At 69.2% G+C, this 16,751-nt stretch carries 14 protein-coding genes and 1 pseudogene; 8 read left to right on the top strand and 7 right to left on the bottom strand.

What is annotated here, in order from left to right:
* Positions 1 to 140 precede the first annotated feature (140 nt).
* On the bottom strand, positions 141 to 926 hold the full coding sequence (locus QQJ79_RS12445; RefSeq protein ID WP_284223248.1) for a C40 family peptidase: 786 nt from the start codon (positions 924 to 926) through the stop codon (positions 141 to 143).
* Positions 927 to 1,060: 134 nt separating this feature from the next.
* Here QQJ79_RS12445 and QQJ79_RS12440 point away from each other — a divergent pair, with 134 nt between their 5' ends.
* Entirely contained in the window at positions 1,061 to 1,513 is a 453-nt protein-coding gene (locus tag QQJ79_RS12440; RefSeq protein WP_284223247.1) for a hypothetical protein, read from the top strand.
* Here QQJ79_RS12440 and QQJ79_RS12435 read toward each other — a convergent pair.
* Entirely contained in the window at positions 1,477 to 2,862 is a 1,386-nt protein-coding gene (locus QQJ79_RS12435; protein WP_284223246.1) for a leucyl aminopeptidase family protein, read from the bottom strand. The two genes, QQJ79_RS12440 and QQJ79_RS12435, sit on opposite strands and share 37 nt — an antisense overlap.
* Before the next feature lie 93 nt (positions 2,863 to 2,955).
* Here QQJ79_RS12435 and QQJ79_RS12430 point away from each other — a divergent pair, with 93 nt between their 5' ends.
* From QQJ79_RS12430 to thrS, 4 genes are read left to right on the top strand one after another with little or no spacing between them, the layout of a single operon-like run.
* A complete protein-coding gene (locus tag QQJ79_RS12430; protein ID WP_284223245.1) occupies positions 2,956 to 3,762 on the top strand; it encodes a tetratricopeptide repeat protein in 807 nt (268 codons plus the stop codon).
* Between the two features lie 17 nt (positions 3,763 to 3,779).
* Positions 3,780 to 4,262, top strand: coding sequence for an iron-sulfur cluster assembly scaffold protein (locus QQJ79_RS12425; protein WP_284223244.1), 483 nt, complete (start codon positions 3,780 to 3,782; stop codon positions 4,260 to 4,262).
* A gap of 45 nt (positions 4,263 to 4,307) precedes the next feature.
* Positions 4,308 to 4,559, top strand: a complete 252-nt coding sequence (gene yidD / locus QQJ79_RS12420) for a membrane protein insertion efficiency factor YidD (protein ID WP_284223243.1) — start codon at positions 4,308 to 4,310, stop codon at positions 4,557 to 4,559.
* Positions 4,556 to 6,481 carry a threonine--tRNA ligase gene (thrS, locus tag QQJ79_RS12415; protein ID WP_284223242.1) on the top strand — a complete coding sequence of 642 codons (1,926 nt, stop codon included), beginning with the start codon at positions 4,556 to 4,558 and terminating at the stop codon, positions 6,479 to 6,481. Before yidD ends, thrS begins: the two co-directional genes overlap by 4 nt.
* 78 nt (positions 6,482 to 6,559) lie before the next feature.
* On the opposite strand, the gene phnE is transcribed toward thrS, so the two are convergent.
* From phnE to QQJ79_RS12390, 5 genes and pseudogenes are all read right to left on the bottom strand, one after another.
* The gene (phnE, locus tag QQJ79_RS12410) at positions 6,560 to 7,318 is read right to left on the bottom strand and encodes a phosphonate ABC transporter, permease protein PhnE (protein WP_284223249.1); all 759 of its coding nucleotides are present in this window, start codon (positions 7,316 to 7,318) and stop codon (positions 6,560 to 6,562) included.
* Positions 7,319 to 7,600: 282 nt separating this feature from the next.
* Positions 7,601 to 8,401 (bottom strand): annotated as a pseudogene (gene phnD, locus QQJ79_RS12405) (phosphate/phosphite/phosphonate ABC transporter substrate-binding protein); the annotation flags it as partial.
* Between the two features lie 109 nt (positions 8,402 to 8,510).
* On the bottom strand, positions 8,511 to 9,512 hold the full coding sequence (phnD, locus tag QQJ79_RS12400) for a phosphate/phosphite/phosphonate ABC transporter substrate-binding protein (protein ID WP_284223241.1): 1,002 nt from the start codon (positions 9,510 to 9,512) through the stop codon (positions 8,511 to 8,513).
* Positions 9,509 to 10,318: a phosphonate ABC transporter ATP-binding protein gene (gene phnC / locus QQJ79_RS12395; protein ID WP_284223240.1), complete on the bottom strand. Its 810-nt coding sequence runs from the start codon at positions 10,316 to 10,318 to the stop codon at positions 9,509 to 9,511. The genes phnD (QQJ79_RS12400) and phnC overlap by 4 nt, the downstream gene beginning before the upstream one ends.
* A 119-nt stretch (positions 10,319 to 10,437) precedes the next feature.
* A complete protein-coding gene (locus tag QQJ79_RS12390; protein WP_284223239.1) occupies positions 10,438 to 13,236 on the bottom strand; it encodes a M16 family metallopeptidase in 2,799 nt (932 codons plus the stop codon).
* A 300-nt stretch (positions 13,237 to 13,536) separates the two neighbouring features.
* Between QQJ79_RS12390 and QQJ79_RS12385 the strand changes: the two genes are divergently transcribed.
* From QQJ79_RS12385 to QQJ79_RS12375, 3 genes are all read left to right on the top strand, one after another.
* Positions 13,537 to 14,802 (top strand): type III PLP-dependent enzyme, encoded by a 1,266-nt coding sequence (locus tag QQJ79_RS12385; protein WP_284223238.1) that lies wholly within the window; start codon positions 13,537 to 13,539, stop codon positions 14,800 to 14,802.
* A 100-nt stretch (positions 14,803 to 14,902) separates the two neighbouring features.
* Positions 14,903 to 15,955 carry a 1,9-bis(guanidino)-5-aza-nonane synthase gene (locus QQJ79_RS12380; RefSeq protein WP_284223237.1) on the top strand — a complete coding sequence of 351 codons (1,053 nt, stop codon included), beginning with the start codon at positions 14,903 to 14,905 and terminating at the stop codon, positions 15,953 to 15,955.
* A 207-nt stretch (positions 15,956 to 16,162) separates the two neighbouring features.
* The gene (locus QQJ79_RS12375) at positions 16,163 to 16,513 is read left to right on the top strand and encodes a ribonuclease (protein WP_284223236.1); all 351 of its coding nucleotides are present in this window, start codon (positions 16,163 to 16,165) and stop codon (positions 16,511 to 16,513) included.
* Positions 16,514 to 16,751: the final 238 nt, after the last annotated feature.

The raw sequence follows: 16,751 nt of genomic DNA, 5'->3' as shown, positions 1-16,751 counted from the left end.
GCGGCGGGGCAGCCGACCACGACCGCGACGCCCGCCGCTCCGCCCGCCGCCACCAGCCCGGCGCCGCCGAGCCGCTGAGTTCGGCCGGTTCAGGATACTATGGGAAAGGGCGGTCCTCGGGCCGCCCTTTTTCGTTGCGCTCAGAGGCGGCGGAAGACCGGCCCGTCGGAGCCCGCGACGCGATGGCGGGCGTCCGCCTCGGCGAAGGGTTCGATCACGACCCCGCCCAGCCGTCCGACGGCGTGGAGCACGCGGTCGCCGTCCAGCATGAAGCCGGCGTGGCCGTTCCAGGGTCCCTCTTCGGGATCGAGCCAGATCACCAGATCGCCGCGCCGGGCCTGACCCGCCGCCACGGCCTGTCCGAGTTCGGCCTGCTGATCGGCATAGCGGGGGCCGGCCCGGCCGCAGGCGTAGAGCGCCTGCTGCACAAGGCCGCAGCAGTCCGTGCCCAGCGATGAGCGGCCGCCCAGTTGGTAGGGCGTCCCCAGCAGCCGTTCAGCCACCTCGACCGGTTCGGCGGCGAAACTGCCGATGGGGGCCAGTCCCGGCGGATCGCCCGCCTCGACGACGAGGGCGTTGAGGGGCAGGCCTTCGCCGGGCGATCCGATGCGGTGGGTGGCCAGCGGGGCGCCGTCCCCGAGGGCGGACAGCATCACCCAACCCACGACGCCGTCGCGACGCCCGCGGCCCCAGACCAGATCGCCGCGCGTGTCGAGCACGTCGAAGGCTTCGCCGTGGATCAGTTGGTCGATCGGATGCTCGCCCGCCACGACGTCGGCCTGGATGTCGGCGACCGGAACCGCGCAATGCATCGCCCGCACCGCGCGGAAGGCTGAGGCGCGCACGATCCCTTCCAGCGCCTGCTCGGCGAGGTCGGGCCGCGCGAGGGTGGTGCGGGCATCAAGGCTGGCGGCGGCTGCGGTCAAGTCAGGCTCTGACGGTTAGCCTGTGATTGTGCGACACGAAGGCGAAAGTCCCGTTAATGGCGGACCGGCCGACGCACATCTTGAAACCGGCCCGTGAAGGGCCAGTTCAGACCTTCGCGATCGCGGAGGGGCGGATGCTGATCATTTCGGGGCTGGTGGTGCTGGCGTTGGCCGTGATGCTGGCGTCGCCGGACAGCGCGCCCGGCCGGGTCCTGAGACGCGCGCTGGTCGAGACCACGGCCCGTGCGCTCAATCGTCTCCGGCGGGGCAGGATCGTTTTCTTCATCCTGTTGGCGGCTGCGGGGCTCTTGCTGGCCTTGCTGTTCAAGGCGGATGGCGTGCGCCTGTTCGGGCTGATGCTTCCCGATCTCATGATCTGGTTCGCGGTGTTCGACGTGGGCGTCTTCATCGACGCCCTTCTGATCGCGGGTGCGATTCTGACCGCCAACGGCGTGAGCGAGACGCGGGTGCGAGTCGCGGCCGCGCCCCGGATGATCGCCCGCCTGCTTGCCCGACGCCGGCCTCGGGCGCGGCTTCCCCGCCGGGCTCGTCAGCTTCGGGGGTACCGCGCTTTCAGCATGGCGTAGCAGGCCCTGAGCGCCTGGGCCTCGCCGCCTTCGGGCCAGCCGGGGCGAGCGCGGGGATTCCAGGCGAAGATGTCCATATGCGCCCAGGCCCCGGTCGTCGGGGCGAATTTCTGCAGAAACAGGGCGGCCGTCACCGAGCCGGCCTGGGCCCAGCCGGCGGAGTCATTGCGGACGTCGGCCAGTTCGCTGTCGATGGAGGCGCGATAGCCGGGCCACAGCGGCATGCGCCACAACGGGTCCCCGACGGCGCGACCGGCGTCAAGCAGCTCCGCGGCGAGGGCCTCGTCGTCGGTGTAGAGCGGCGGCAGCTCGGGGCCGAGGGCGACGCGCGCCGCGCCGGTCAGGGTGGCGAAGTCGAGGGTCAGATCGGGGCTGTGCTCGCCCGCGCGGGTCAGGATGTCGGCGAGGATCAACCGGCCCTCGGCGTCGGTGTTGCCGATCTCGATGGTCAGGCCCTTGCGGCTGTTCAGGATGTCGCCGGGCCGGAAGGCGTCGGCGGAGATGGCGTTCTCGACCGCGGCGACCAGCACCACCAGTCGCACGGGCAGGCGGGCCTGCATGACCAGACGGCCCAGGGCCAGCGCATGGGCCGCGCCGCCCATGTCCTTCTTCATATTGCGCATGCCGGCGGCGGCCTTGATGTCCAGTCCGCCGGAATCGAACACCACGCCCTTGCCGACCAGGGCGACCAGCGGCAGGTCGGCGCGGTCGAGGTTCCAGCCGATCTCGATGACCCGGGGCGCGCGGTGCGGCGCGGCGGCCCGGCCGACGGCGTGGACGGCGGGATAGTTGTCCTCCAGCAGGACGTCGCCGGCAGTCACGGTCGCCGTCGCTCCGGAGGCCGTGGCGATCTCGCGGGCGATGGTCTCGATCTGCAGCGGGCCCATGTCGGCGGCCGGGGTGTCGATCATCTCGCGGGCGAGCGCACAGGCCGAGGCGATGCGCAGGGCCGCTTCGATATCCAGGCCCTCGGGCGCGACCAGCCGCACCCGGTCGCGGTCGGGTCTGGCCTTGTAACGGTCGAAGACATAGGCCCCGAGCAGGAAGGCCAGGGCCGCCGCGCGCGCATCCCCGGGCTCGGCCTCGAGGCGATAGAGGCCCGGCGGCAGCTTCGCCGGCAGGGCGCGGGCGGACATGGGATCGAGACGCTCGCCCGCGCCGACCAGAACGGCGGCGACCCCGCCCTGCCCGTCCGGCGCGACCAGCATCTGGCCGGACTTGCCCGTGAAGCCGTTGGTCCCGGCCCAGCCCCGGATCGCCGCGTCGATCTGACCGTCCGGGCCGACGAATCGCACCGGAATCGCGCCCTCGGCCTCGGAAGTCAGTAGATCGGGATGCAGGACGGACATGGGCGGCGGCCTTTCCGGCCCACAGGGGCCGATCTTAACCAAGGATTGACGAGAAGGGCCGAGTCTCGGGTCGAACCTTCCGGAGCGCCTTCCATGTCGCGCACGACCGCCCGTATCGCAACCGTCGCCCTGCTGCTGGCCGGGATGGCCGCGCCCGTCCTGGCCGATCCCGTGGTCGCGCCGCCCGCCTCCGCCCCGGTGGTGCGGCAGTCCGCCTCGGCCGAGGTTCGCGCCGCCTATGAGCGCACCGACGCGTTGACCCGCCAGATCTTCTGGTCCGACCAGGCTGATATCAACCCCATGGACCCCGTCGCCGGCGTGAAGGCGGCGCAGGCCCTGCGCGAACTCGGCCGCTTCGATCAGGCCGCCGAGATGGCGGGCAAGGTGCTGGTGGTCCAGCCGAACAACATCGAGGCCATGCTGGAGGCCGGACGCGCCCATATCGCCCGCGGTCAGGCCTTCTATGGCATCGCGGCGCTGGAAGGGGCGCGCAACGCCCGGCCCGAAGACTGGCGGGCCTGGTCGCTGCTGGGCGCGGCCTATGAGCAGGTCCGGCGTCCCGACGACGCGCGCGCGGCCTGGGCCCAGGCCCTGGTCCTGTCGCCCGACAATCCCGACGTTCTGTCCAACATGGCCATGTCGGCCATGACGCGCGGGGATGCGGCCGGGGCCGAGCCCCTGCTGCGCCGCGCCGTGGCCCAGCCGGGCGCCTCGCTCAAGGTGCGGCTGAACCTGGCCATGGTGCTGGGCCTGACCGGCAATATGGCCGAGGCCGAGCAGATGCTGCGCCGCGACCTGCCGCCCGAGGCGGCCGACCGCAACCTGGCCTGGCTGCGCGAGCGCGCGGGCGGGGCCGGGGTGGATCAGGCCCGCACCTGGGGCTCGCTCCAGGGCGGCTGATCGCCTATATTCCGGCCATGATCGACGAGCTCTACAGCGCGCGCATCCTCAAGCTGGCGGCCAATCTGCCGCACAGCGGCCGGCTGGCTGCGCCGGAGGGCACGGGCGAGCGCGTCGCCAAACTGTGCGGCTCCAGGGCTGTCGTCGATGTCACCCTCGATGACGCGGGCCGGGTCGAGACCTTCGCCCAGGACGTGAAGGCCTGCGCGCTGGGCCAGGCCGCGGCGGGCGTGCTCGGCGAGGCCGTGATCGGCGCCTCGCTCGATGAACTGGTCGAGGCGCGCGACGCCATGTCCGCGATGCTCAAGGCCGGCGGCAAGGGTCCGACAGGTCGGTTCGAGGGCCTGCGCGCCCTGAAACAGGTCGCCGACTATCCGGCGCGCCACGCCTCGACCATGGTGGCCATCGAGGCGACGCTGGACGCGGTGCGGCAGGCCCAGGGGCGCCCGGTGACGCGGGATCGGGCCGATACGCGAACTAGCCTCGCCGGCGCGGCCTGAAGGCCCGTTGCTCCTTCGCGTCTGGCGAGGGATAAGCGCGGCGACATGGCTTCCGGCGAAACCCTTTACGAACGCGGCGTGCGGCTGGCCCATCGCGGCTACAAGCTGACGCTGTCGCCCCTGATCGGGCAGCACTGCCGGTTCCGGCCGACCTGCTCGGACTACGGTCGGGACGCGCTGATCCAGCACGGACCGATCAAGGGGGGATGGTTGACGGCCAAACGCCTCTGCAAATGCCAACCCTTCGGCGAAGGCTGGAAATACGATCCGGTCCCGCCCGCAAAGACGAAGACATGATCGACCTCAAATTCCCCGACGGCGCCACGCGCCAGTATCCCGACGACGCCACGGGCCGTGACGTCGCCGCCTCCATCTCGCCGTCGCTGGCCAAGCGCGCGGCGCTGGTCGCCCTGAACGGCGAGCAGCGCGATCTGGACCGCCCGCTGGGCGGCTCCGGCGATTTCAAACTGATCATGCGCGACGATCCGGACGCGCTTGAGACCATCCGCCACGACGCCGCCCACGTCCTCGCCCAGGCGGTGCAGGAGCTGTTCCCCGGCACCCAGGTCACCATCGGCCCGGCCATCGAGGACGGCTTCTATTACGACTTCCACCGCGAGGAGCCGTTCTCGACGGATGACTTCGCCGCGATCGAGAAGAAGATGGCCGAGATCGTCGACCGCGACGAAAAGCTGGTGCGTCAGGTGTGGGACCGGGACGAGGCGATCAAACTGTTCGAGGCCAAGGGCGAGACGTTCAAGGCCGAGCTGATCCGCGACCTGCCGGCCAGCGAGACGATCACCACCTACGCCACGGGCGACTGGGTCGACCTGTGCCGGGGGCCGCATTTCCCCTCGACCAAATTCGTCGGCAAGGCCTTCAAACTGACCAAGCTGGCGGGGGCCTACTGGCGCGGCGACCACCGCAATCCGCAGCTGCAGCGCATCTATGCGACGGCCTGGGCCTCGAAGGAGGACCTCGACGCCTATCTGCTGCGCGTCGAGGAGGCGGAGAAGCGCGACCACCGCCGCATCGGCAAGGCCATGGGCCTGTTCCATATGCAGGAGGAAGGCCGGGGCATGGTCTTCTGGCACCCCAAGGGCTGGATCCTGTGGCGGGTGCTGGAGGCCTATATGCGCCGCCGTCTGGACGCCGCCGGCTATGTCGAGGTCAAGACGCCCCAGGTGCTGGACCGGACCTTCTGGGAGAAGTCCGGCCACTGGGAAAAATACCGGCCCAACATGTTCGTTTGCGAGACGGTCGAGGGCGAGACCCTGTCCCTCAAGCCAATGAACTGCCCCGGCCACGTCCAGATCTTCGACCAGGGCCAGCGGTCGTACCGCGAGCTGCCGCTGCGCATGGCCGAGTTCGGGGCCTGCCACCGCTATGAGCCGTCGGGGGCCCTGCACGGCCTGATGCGGGTGCGCGGCTTCACCCAGGACGACGCCCACATCTTCTGCCGCGAGGACCAGATCGTCGAGGAGACGCGCCGGTTCATCGAGCTGACGCGTCTGATCCACGCCGACCTCGGCATGAACACCCACGAGATCGCCCTGGCCACCCGGCCCGAGGTGCGCGCCGGCACGGACGAGTTCTGGGACAAGGCCGAGGCCATGCTGGGCGAGGCCGCGCGGCTGGCCGGGGTCGACCCGGTCATCGCCGAGGGCGACGGCGCCTTCTACGCGCCCAAGCTGGACTTCATCGTCAAGGACGCCATCGGCCGGACCTGGACCTGCGGCACGCTGCAGCTCGACTATGTCCTGCCGGAACGTCTGAACGCAGAATACATCGGCGAGGATGGCCAGAAGCACCGGCCCGTCATGCTGCACCGGGCCATCCTCGGCTCGTTCGAGCGGTTCATCGGCATCATGATCGAGAACTACGCCGGAGCCTTCCCGTTGTGGCTGGCGCCGACGCAGGTGGTGGTGGCGACCATCGTCTCGGAGGCCGACGACTACGCCCGCGCCACGGTCGAACGGCTGAAGGCCGCCGGTCTGCGCGCCGAGCTGGACCTGCGCAACGAGAAGGTCGGCTACAAGGTGCGCGAGCACTCGGTCGGCAAGGTCCCGGTCATCGCCGTGGTCGGCAAGAACGAGGCCGAACAGGGCACGGTGGCCATCCGCCGTCTGGGCTCGCAGGCGCAGGAGGTGGTGTCGCTGGACGAGGCGATCCGCATCCTGACCGAAGAGGCGACGCCGCCGGACCTGCGTCCGGCCTGATCCGAGACGGGAAGAAAGAAGCCCGCCCCCGCGTTCGCGGAGGCGGGCTTTTCCATGGTCGGCTCGCGGATGCGTCGGTTACAGCAGCCGCTTGCGCATCGCCTGGGACAGCATGTCGATCAGGGTCACGGCGACGACGATGATGATGGCGATGGTCGAGACCGTCCGGTAGTCGAAGGCCTGCAGGCTCTCGAACAGGACCTGGCCGATGCCGCCCGCGCCGATCAGGCCCAGCACGGTGGCCGCGCGGCTGTTCGATTCGAAGCGGTACAGGGCGAAGCTGGTCCACAGGGGCGCGACCTGGGGAAGCACGCCCCAGGCGATTTCGTGCAGCCGTCCGGCCCCGGTCGCCTTGACGCCTTCGATAGGGCCCTTGTCGATCGACTCGACGGCCTCGGAGAACAGCTTGGCCAGAACCCCGGCGGTGTTGAGCCCGATAGCCAGCACCCCAGCCAGCGGCCCGAGACCGACCGCCACGATGAACAGGGTGCCGATCACGAGGTCCGGGACCGACCGCAGCAGGTCCATGACGCGTCGCACCGGCCAGACCAGCCAGGCGGGCGACAGGTTGCGCGACGCCATAAGGCTGAGCGGAACGGCGAGGAAGACCGCCAGGAAGGTGCCCCAGAGCGCAATCTGGACCGTCAGCCACATCTGGCCGACGAGCGGCTGCCAGTCCGAGAAGTCCGGGTTCAGGAAGTCCCGGCCGTAGTTCCGCATATTCTCGGAGTTGGAGAACAGGTTGACGATGTTGGGCAGGTCCACCGTGTTGAACGCGGCGATCAGGATGATGCCGAAACCGCCCCATAGCAGCAGGTCCAGCGACCAGGCGGCCATCGACTTCTTCGGGGCGTCTGGCACGACCGCCGGATCCGCTGTCGCCGGAGTTCGCTTCGGCAGCAGGTTGAGGACGGTCGCGAACAGGGCCAACAGGCCGATCAGGGCGAACGGGCTCCAGCGCGCGAACTGGCTGCCGGCGCTGGCAGGCGGCGCGACCTCGGGCGGGCGGCCCTCGCGGCGCGCCTGATCGGCCTTCATCTCCCGGATCGGATCGAGATAGCTATTATCGGCCGCGCGGAACTGGGAATAGTTCAATCCGCGCATTACCTCGCGCTGGCGCTCGGCCTCGGGGCCGGAACCCTGGCCGTAGGTGGTGAAGAAGCGCCGGATCTTGGCCTTGATATCCGCAGGAAGGTCCGAACGGATCACGATGCCGGACTCGGGAATCGGCGGCGACTGCCAGATTTCCTCGATCTGATCGGCGATCTGCGGATTCTGCCGGCGAAGGAAGACGGTGTTGACGGAGTTGGAGGTCGCGACCTGCACCTGGCTGTTGGCCACGGAGAAGGCGTTGGCCTGATGGCTGGCGGCCCGAACGGTCGAGAAGCAGGTTCTCGGGTCGATGTTTCGCGGGCCGAAGAAATAGGTCAGCGGCGCCAGGGTGCCGGAGGTCGACTGGGCGTCCCCGATGCCGAAGGTGTAACGCTTGCCGCAGGCGGCGACGTCCTCGATCGTGATGCCCGAGCCCTTCCTGACGATGATGGTCGCGACGTAGGAATCCTTGCCTTCGATATCGACGGTACGGGCTATGACCTCGCCCTGCGACCGGTCGATGGCCTGAACCGCCGGAAGGGCCGAGAACCAGCCGATCTGGGCCTGATTGGCGCGCATCGCCTCGACGAGAACGCTGTAGTTCGAGCCGAAGATCGGCTCGACCGGGATGCCCAGCTCGCGCTCAAGGTCGTCCAGCAAAGGCTGCCACAGGGGGCCCGACGAAGCCTGCCCCTCGGCCGACAGGACCGTGAAGACGATCTTCTCCGGGCGGCGCGTCTGGGCCGAGGCCTCGCCGGTCCAGGTCAATCCGAGAAGGACCACCGTCAGCGCAAGCGCGGCGGCGAAGAGGTTTCGGAGGCTGCTCATGCCCTGGTGTCCTGGATCGCGCCTTCGGACGGAAGTCCGGTGAAGGCGATCATGCGTTCGGGATAGGCGCCATGGTCGGCGCATGTGGGGTTCGGAGGCGTGACCGCTTTCACGGCTGCACCTCGCGTTTGGCGCGCAGGCGCTGAAGTTCAGCCTCGGCGGCGGCGGCGGCGGCGGCGTCATTGCGGCCCCGGGCCTCGGTGAGGGCCTGGCCGGCGATCATTTCCCGGACCGGGTCGAGATAGTCGTCATCGGCGGCGCTGAACCGCGAATAGCCGAGACCCGCCAGCACGCGGCGCTGACGCTCCGCCTCGACGCCGTCGCCCTGGCCATAGGTCAGGAAGAAGCTGCGGATCTTCTCCTTCACCGCCGGATCGAGATCGCCGCGCAGCACGATGCCGCCCTCGGGGATGGGCGGCGATTCCCAGATCTGTTCGATCTGGTCGGCCAGGGTCGGGTTCTGGCGGCGCAGGGCGGCGCCGGTGACGGTGTTGGACGTCGCCACATCCAGCACGCCCGAGGCGACCTGGAAGGCGTTGGTCTCGTGATTGCCGGACCGGACCGAGGCGAAACAGGCGGCCGGCTGAATGCCGCGCGGCCCGAACAGCCAGGCCGCCGGCGCCAGGGTGCCGGAGGTGGACCGTGCGTCGCCCCCGCCGAAGCTGTAGCGCTTTCCGCAGGCGAGGACGCTGTCCAGCGTGATGCCCGACCCGCGCCGCACGATCAGGGTCGAGCGATAGCTGTCTTCGCCGTCCAGATTGACGGTGCGCGCGATCAGTTCGGCGTCGGCATTGTCGATCGCGTCGACGGCCGGCTGGGCGGAAAACCAGGCGACCTGGGTCTGGCCGCGCTTCATGTCCTCGATCAGGGTCGCATAGGTCGAGGCGAAATGCGGACGCACCGGCACGTCGATGGTCCGCGCCAGATCGTCGAGCAGGGGCTGCCACAGGGGGCCGGCGGACGCCTGGCCCTGGGCGGACATGATCGAGAAGGTGATCCGGGCGGGCGCGCCGTCGGCGAGTTCGTCCCGCTTGTCGCAGGCGGACAGGGCCAGGGCGGCGGCAGCGAGGGCGCTGACGCCGAAGAGCCGGGCGGAGCCCGAAAGGCTCATGCCTTGGTTTCCCAGAACGCGTCCTCGAATTCCGGGCCGTAGATGTCGATCAGCTGTTTCGTATCCAGGCCGGTCGACGGGCCGTCATAGACCACCTGACCGGCCTTCAGGGCGATGACGCGGTCGCAATAGCGGATGGCGTAATCGACCTGGTGCAGGGTGACGATGACGCCGAAGCCGTCGCGCTTGTTCAGTTCGACCAGCAGCTCCATGACCTTGCGGGCCGAGACCGGGTCCAGCGAGGCGACGGGTTCATCGGCGAGGATGGCCTTGGCGCCCTGGACCATGGCGCGGGCGATGGCGCCGCGCTGCTGCTGGCCGCCGGACAGGGTGTTGGCGCGCTGGGCGGCGTAGTCGGAGACGCCGACGCGGTGCAGGGCCGCCATGGCCAGCTGTTTGTCGCTGGAGGGCCAGAGGCCGAGCAGGCCCTTCCAGCCCGGAATCCGGCCGAGCGCGCCCAGCATGACGTTGGAGAACAGCGACAGCCGGCCGACCAGATTGAACTGCTGGAAGATCATGCCCAGCTTCTGGCGCGCGGCGCGGACAGCCCCGGTGGTGCGGCCGTTCTTCTGCACGACCTCGCCGAATACGCTGATCGTCCCCTTGCCGGGGTCGATCGTCTGCAGCCCGGTGATCGAGCGCAGGAGCGTCGACTTGCCCGACCCTGACGGGCCGATGAGGGCGACCATTTCTCCGGCCCCGACCTCGACGGACACGCCGTTCAGGGCCTTTCGGGCGCCGAAAGTCTTGGACACGTCCCTGGCCGATACGACACAGGGCGCGACGGCGGCGGCAGCTGAGGTCATGGACACGCTGGAAGCGGTTGCAAGGGCGCGCCGCATCGCCTGATCAGGCCCGCGAGGCAAGTCTTAATGGCACGTCCCCGACGATTTCGTCCAGCGCAACCGATGGCGGCCATCCCCGCCTATTGCGCCGCGCGGACCTCCAACGGCAGGCCCAGGGCCTCCAGCTGCGGACGCACCGTCGCGGCGTCGCCGACCACGACCCAGACGAACCCGGCCGAGCCCAGGACGCGGCGCGCCTCGGCGTCCATCGCCTCGGCCGTCATGGCCTCGTAACGGGGCGCCAGGGTCTCCCAGTAGTTGTCGGGCCGCCCGTACAGATCGTTGGTGCGCAGGGCGTTCAGGACGTTGGCCGAGCTCTCGAAACTGCCCGGCAGCTGGCCGATATTGCCCTTGACCACGCGGTCACGCTCGAAGGCGGTGACCCCGCGTTCCGACAGGAAGGCGCGATACTGGTCGATCAGGACGGCGATCGACTCGCCCGTGCGGTTGGCCTGGACCGGGGCCTGGACGAGGTAGGGCGTCTGGTGCTCCCGAAGATTGACGGCGCCGCCGAGACCGTAGGACCAGCCGCGCGTCTCGCGGATGTCCTGATTGATGCGCGACAGGAAGCCGCCGCCGATCACCTCATTGGCGGCGTTCAGCGTGACCACGTCGTCCCGGCCCGTCACGGGCAGAACGAGGCCGCCGAGGATCAGCGACTGCGGCGACTGCGGCCGGTCGATCAGCACGATGCGCGGGGTGGGGGCCGGAATGGCGGCGTCGAACGCCTTGGTTCCCCGGGGCGCGGCCGGCGCGGCCCAGGCGCCGAACCGGGCGTCCAGCATCGGGGCCAGTTCGGCCAGCGGCCGGTCCGAGACGATGAATATCTTTGCATTGTCAGGACGGATCCACGCCTCATGGAACCCGGTCAGGTCGTCGCGATCCAGTCCCTGCACCGCCGCCGTGACGCCCAGACCCGACACGGGCCGGCCATAGGGATGGTCAGGTCCGTAAAGCACCACCGGCAGGGCCCGCCCGCCGATCCCGCCGGGCGAGGACAGTTCCTGCGCGATCCCGGCCAGTTGCTGGTTGCGGCGCCGCTCGAGGTCTTCGGCCCGGAAGGCCGGATTGCGGATCACATCGGACAGCAGGTCCAGAGAGGGCTCCAGATTGGCGCTGACGGTGCTCATCCCGACGCCGGTCCGGTCAGTGGTGGCGAAGGCGTTGATCGTGGCTCCCAACCGTTCCTGCTGTTCGGCCAGCTCGACGGTGGTGCGGCTTTCGGTGCCCTCGGTCAGAAGGTCCAGCATCAGCCGCTGGGTTCCGGGCGCATCCGCCGGGTCGGCGGCGACCCCGGCGTCGAACTCCACCGCCATCCGGGTGACCGGCACGGTGGTCGAGCGGGCGTAGATGACCTCGATCCCGTTCGACAGGGTCGTGCGCTCCACATCGGGGAAGTCGAGCGGCTTCATCGCGCCCACAGCCGGCATGGGTTCACGCGGAACCACCGTCAGGGCGGCGGCGGGCTCGGGCGGAGGGCGATCGTCGGCCGCCTCGGCATAGGCCTCGCGCTCACCGGGTTCGACGCGGGTGGCCAGCACCGGCCGGGTCAGCCAGCGGTCCATGGCCGCGCGGACGGACGCGGGCGTGGCGGCGCCGAGGGCCGCGAGCTGGCGGCGATAGAAGCCGGGATCGTCGGCATAGAGTTCGCCTTCGGCCAGGGCGACCGCCTTGCCGCCGAATCCGCCGACAGGCTCCAGGGTCTGGATCCGGCCCGACAGGCTGCTGACCACGGTCCGGGCGATCTCATCCTCGGTGGGGCCCGAGGCCACGAAGTCGGCGATCAGCTCGTCGAGACGGCGCGAGACGGCGTCAGCGTCCTGTCCCGGCTTCACATCGACGGTGACCTGAAACATGCCCAACCGGTGAAACGCCTGGTATCCGGTCGTGACCGAGGTCGCGGTCTCGTCGCCGCGCACCAGCGCATTGTCCAGCCGTGAACTGGCCAGACCGCCCAGCACCGCGGCCGCGACCCCGAGATCGGCGGCCGCGGCGTCGAGCAGGCCGGGCACGACCCAGGTGCGGTACAGCCGGGTGTTGGGGACCCGGTCGTGCATGACGGTGTCGATCCGCGCCGGCAGCGTCGGAATGTCGGCCTGGGCGGGTTCATTCACCGCACCGCGCGGGATGTGGCCGAAATACTGTTCGACCTTGCGGCGCGCGGTGGCGACGTCGATGTCCCCCGCCAGCACCAGGACGGCGTTGTTCGGACCGTAGTTGTCGCGGTGCCACTGGCGCAGGTCCTCCAGACTGGCGGCGTCCAGATCGGCCATGGAGCCGATGGTCGAGTGGCGATAGGGATGGCCGGCCGGGAACAGGGTCTCGAGCAGGCTGTAATAGACCAGGCCGTAGGGCTGGTTGTCGCCCTGCCGCTTCTCGTTCTGGACTACGCCGCGCTGGTTATCGAGCCGCTCCTGGGTCAGGGCGCCGAGCAGATGGCCCATCCGGTCGCTCTCCATATAGAGCGCCTGGTCGAGGGCCGAGGTCGGCACGGTCTGGAAGAAATTGGTGCGGTCGAACCAGGTGGTGCCGTTCCAGTCGGTGGCCCCCATGGCGCGGAGCGGCTCCATCAGGCCGCCGGGCACATTCTCCGTCGGATTGAACAGGCCGATATGTTCGAACAGATGGGCGTATCCGGTCTGGCCCTCGGGCTCGTCCTTGGCGCCGACATTGTACCAGGCGGCCACCGCCACGACCGGCGCCTTGCGGTCGGTGTGGACGACCACGCGCAGGCCGTTATCCAGGGTGAACTCCTCGAACGGGATGTCGACGCTGCGGGCCAGCACAGCTGGAGGCACGGGCGCGGCCGACTGGGCCATGGCGAGCGTGGGCGCCGAAAGCAGAATGGCGGCGGCGGCGAGGAAGGCGGCGTTGCGCATCGGAAGTCCCCCAAGGTTGGCGGACGACGGTATCAGCGGTCGGTGAGGCGACAAGTTACGGCTGTGTCACACTGGCGGGCCGGCAAGCGGGCCCCGTCCCCAATGTCGGGGGAGGAGAAGTCGATCCGGCGCATTCGTCCGGGCACGGAAATCATGGCGCAAACTCAACGGCCGCCTAGAAAAAACCGCTTTACATGACAGTCCGCTGACCCTACATCGCGGCTTCCGGCGGACCCCGTGGTCTGACTCTATGCGCTGCTAACGCCGGCTGGGTTTAACAATTACAGGGGTTTACGTGAATTGCGCACGTATCCATTTCCCCTGGACCTGGTCCGCGAGCGGTCCCCTGAACGCCCCGTCGCACTCGTGCGGCCGCGTTCGGTTTCCGTAGCGGCGCGCTGGTTCCAGGACAATCTGAACGCTGACGTCTTCTATGCGGTGAAGGCCAATCCCTCGCGCTGGGTCATCGAGACCCTGGTCGAGGCCGGGGTCACCGGATTTGACGTCGCCTCGCTCGCCGAGATCGAACTGGTCCGTTCGGTCAGCGCCGACGCGCGCCTGGCCTTCATGCACCCGGTCAAGAGCCGCGGCGCGATCACCCGCGCCTATTTCGAGCACGGCGTCCGCACCTTCTCGCTGGACAGCCATGACGAGCTGGCCAAGATCCTCGACGCCACGGGCAATGCCACGGACCTGAATCTGCTGGTCCGCATGACGGTCTCGGCCGACGGCGCGGCCTATTCCCTGTCGGGCAAGTTCGGCGTCTCGCCGGATCACGCCCCGTCCCTGCTGCTGGCCACCCGCCAGGCGGTCAAGGACGGCCTGATGGGCGTCTGCTTCCACGTCGGTTCGCAGTGCATGCGCCCGTCCGCCTATGAGGCCGCCATGGCCCAGGTCGGCCGCGCCATCACCCGCGCGGGCGTGTTCGTGGACATCGTCGACGTCGGCGGCGGCTTCCCCTCGGTCTACCCGGGCATGGTCCCGCCGGACATGCAGGAATACGCCGACGCCATTCACCGCGGCTTCAACGAGATGCCGGTGTCGGAAACGACCGAGCTGTGGTGCGAGCCCGGCCGGGCGCTGGTGGCCGAGTCGTCCTCGGTCCTGTGCCGGGTCGACCTGCGCAAGGGCGACGCCCTGTATCTGAACGACGGGTCCTACGGCTCGCTGTTCGACGCGACCCATTCGCGCTGGCCTTTCCCGACCAAGCTGGTCCGGGACGGCGCGAGCGCGAACGAACTCAAGCCGTTCCGCTTCTACGGTCCGACCTGCGACTCCATCGACCACATGCCGGGACCGTTCTGGCTGCCGGCCGATGTGCAGGAAGGCGACTTCATCGAGATCGGCATGCTGGGCGCCTACGGCGTCGCCATGTCGACCGGCTTCAACGGCTACGGCGAACACGACATCGCCGGCGTCGAGGATGCGCCGATGGCGTCGCTCTACGGCCTGGCGCCGCGCTCCATCCCGACCGTGCGCACCACGGCGGAAGAAGCCGCGCGCAAGGTGGTTCGCCTGTCGCGCCCGAAGGGCAAGGCCGGCCAGCGGAAGAAGCAACGGCGCTAAACCGTCGCTGATGCGTTTGTAATCAACAGCGGCCCGTCGCTCCGTCCGGGCCGCTGTTTTTCTTGACGACGGGCGCTCAAACCAAAGGGAAACCCTTGCAATGAACGCTCCCGTTCAGACCAACCAGAAGGCCCAGCTGCTTCAGAACACCGTCGAGCACGTGGACATCACGTCCTTCGACGCCCGTCCGATCATCGACAGCATGCGCAAGATGTCGTTCTCGAGCCGCGACACGGCCCGGGCCGCCGACATCTTCAACATGGCCCTCGAGGACAAGGACTGCTCGCCGTGGCTGATCCTCGCCGGTTCGACCTCGGCCGGCGGCTGCATGCACGTGTACCGCGACATGGTGAAGTTCGGCATGATCGACGCCGTGGTCGCCACCGGCGCCTCGATCGTCGACATGGATTTCTTCGAGGCCCTCGGCTTCAAACACTACCAGGCCGCCGGCGAGGTGGACGACAACGTCCTGCGCGACAACTACATCGACCGGATCTACGACACCTATATCGACGAGGAAGAGCTCCAGGCCTGCGACCACACCATCCTGGAGATCTGCAACCAGCTCGAGCCGCGGGGCTATTCCTCGCGCGAGTTCATCTGGGAAATGGGCAAGTGGCTGTCCGAAGGGAACGCCAAAAAGCCCGGCTCGCTGATCCAGACCGCCTATGAAGAGGGCGTGCCGATCTTCTGCCCGGCCTTCGTCGACAGCTCGGCCGGCTTCGGCCTGGTCAAGCACCAGAAGGAGCGGATCGCGGCAGGCCAGCCCTATCTGATGATCGATGCGGTCGCCGACTTCCGCGAACTGACCGACATCAAGATCGCCGCGGGCGTCACCGGCCTGTTCATGGTCGGCGGCGGCGTGCCGAAGAATTTCGCCCAGGACACGGTCGTCTGCGCCGAGATCCTCGGCGTCGAGGCCGAGATGCACCGCTATGCGGTCCAGATCACGGTCGCCGACGTGCGCGACGGCGCCTGCTCGTCCTCGACGCTGAAAGAAGCGGCGTCGTGGGGCAAGGTCCAGACCACGCACGAGCAGATGGTCTTCGCCGAAGCCACCACCGTGGTGCCGCTGATCGGCTCGGACGCCTATCACCGCGGGACGTGGAAGAACCGGGACAAGCGCCGCTGGAACAAGCTGTTCGGCAAGTGACGACAGCCTGCTGTCCTCATCCCCGGGCTTGACCCGGGGATCGGACAGACCGCGGCACGATCAAGAGAGGCGGCCCGTCCTGTGGCGGGCCGCCTCTGTCGTATGGGACGCCCGGGGTTCAACCCTCAAGGCGGGCCCGAGGGTGACGGACCAAGGGAGGGAACCCCTGCCCGCTCCACCCGCTTCTTCCCGCGAAGGAGCTTCACCATGAGCGACACGCCGAAGACCGCCGACGCCCGCGAAGCCGAGGACATGGGCGAAAAGCCCGATCTGGGCCGCACGCCGGACGCCCTGACCGAGGCCCTGTCGGGCAGCGACATGGGTTCGGACACCCGCGCCGGCTCGCTGCAGGGGGGAGCCGCGACCGGGTCGGAGATCGACCCCGACCAGGACACGGTCAACGAGACCCTCGCCAGTGAAGGCACGGCCTCCAGCGCATCCGCCGCCTCGGCTAAGGCCGACCCGGAACCCGTCAAGAACACCGGCGAGGACGCGACGGGGGACGAGGGCGAATCCGCCGACAGCGGCGGAGGCGAGGCCGACGCCGCCACCGGGTGACGCCTGCGTCATTCGCGCCTTGGCGAAGGCGCGAACCCGCCTTGCCGCCGCCGCAGGCTTGGGCCACGGTGCGGCCACTCAACGACAGTCTTTTCAAGGACGATACGGGATGAAGCGTACGCTCGCGGTCGCCGCACTGATGGCGGCCTTGGCCATGGCCGGTTGCAGCCAGGCCCCCGCGGATGAGGCCCCGGCCGCCGCCGGAGCCGGCGCCGCTGCTGACGCCGCGGCGCCGGCC

The sequence above is a fragment of the Brevundimonas denitrificans genome (genome assembly GCF_030160755.1).
GTDB classification, from domain to species: Bacteria; Pseudomonadota; Alphaproteobacteria; order Caulobacterales; family Caulobacteraceae; genus Brevundimonas; species Brevundimonas denitrificans.
This window is presented reverse-complemented; position numbering and strand designations above follow the sequence as displayed.

Bases quoted from the DNA above. Each gene is read 5' to 3' on its own strand.
- QQJ79_RS12440 (WP_284223247.1), top strand. From the start codon at position 1,061: ATGCTGATCATTTCGGGGCTGGTGGTGCTGGCGTTGGCCGTGATGCTG.
- QQJ79_RS12435 (WP_284223246.1), bottom strand. From the start codon at position 2,862: ATGTCCGTCCTGCATCCCGATCTACTGACTTCCGAGGCCGAGGGCGCG.
- QQJ79_RS12430 (WP_284223245.1), top strand. From the start codon at position 2,956: ATGTCGCGCACGACCGCCCGTATCGCAACCGTCGCCCTGCTGCTGGCC.
- QQJ79_RS12425 (WP_284223244.1), top strand. From the start codon at position 3,780: ATGATCGACGAGCTCTACAGCGCGCGCATCCTCAAGCTGGCGGCCAAT.
- yidD (WP_284223243.1), top strand. From the start codon at position 4,308: ATGGCTTCCGGCGAAACCCTTTACGAACGCGGCGTGCGGCTGGCCCAT.
- thrS (WP_284223242.1), top strand. From the start codon at position 4,556: ATGATCGACCTCAAATTCCCCGACGGCGCCACGCGCCAGTATCCCGAC.
- phnE (WP_284223249.1), bottom strand. From the start codon at position 7,318: ATGGCCGCCTGGTCGCTGGACCTGCTGCTATGGGGCGGTTTCGGCATC.
- phnD (WP_284223241.1), bottom strand. From the start codon at position 9,512: ATGAGCCTTTCGGGCTCCGCCCGGCTCTTCGGCGTCAGCGCCCTCGCT.
- phnC (WP_284223240.1), bottom strand. From the start codon at position 10,318: ATGACCTCAGCTGCCGCCGCCGTCGCGCCCTGTGTCGTATCGGCCAGG.
- QQJ79_RS12390 (WP_284223239.1), bottom strand. From the start codon at position 13,236: ATGCGCAACGCCGCCTTCCTCGCCGCCGCCGCCATTCTGCTTTCGGCG.
- QQJ79_RS12380 (WP_284223237.1), top strand. From the start codon at position 14,903: ATGAACGCTCCCGTTCAGACCAACCAGAAGGCCCAGCTGCTTCAGAAC.
- QQJ79_RS12375 (WP_284223236.1), top strand. From the start codon at position 16,163: ATGAGCGACACGCCGAAGACCGCCGACGCCCGCGAAGCCGAGGACATG.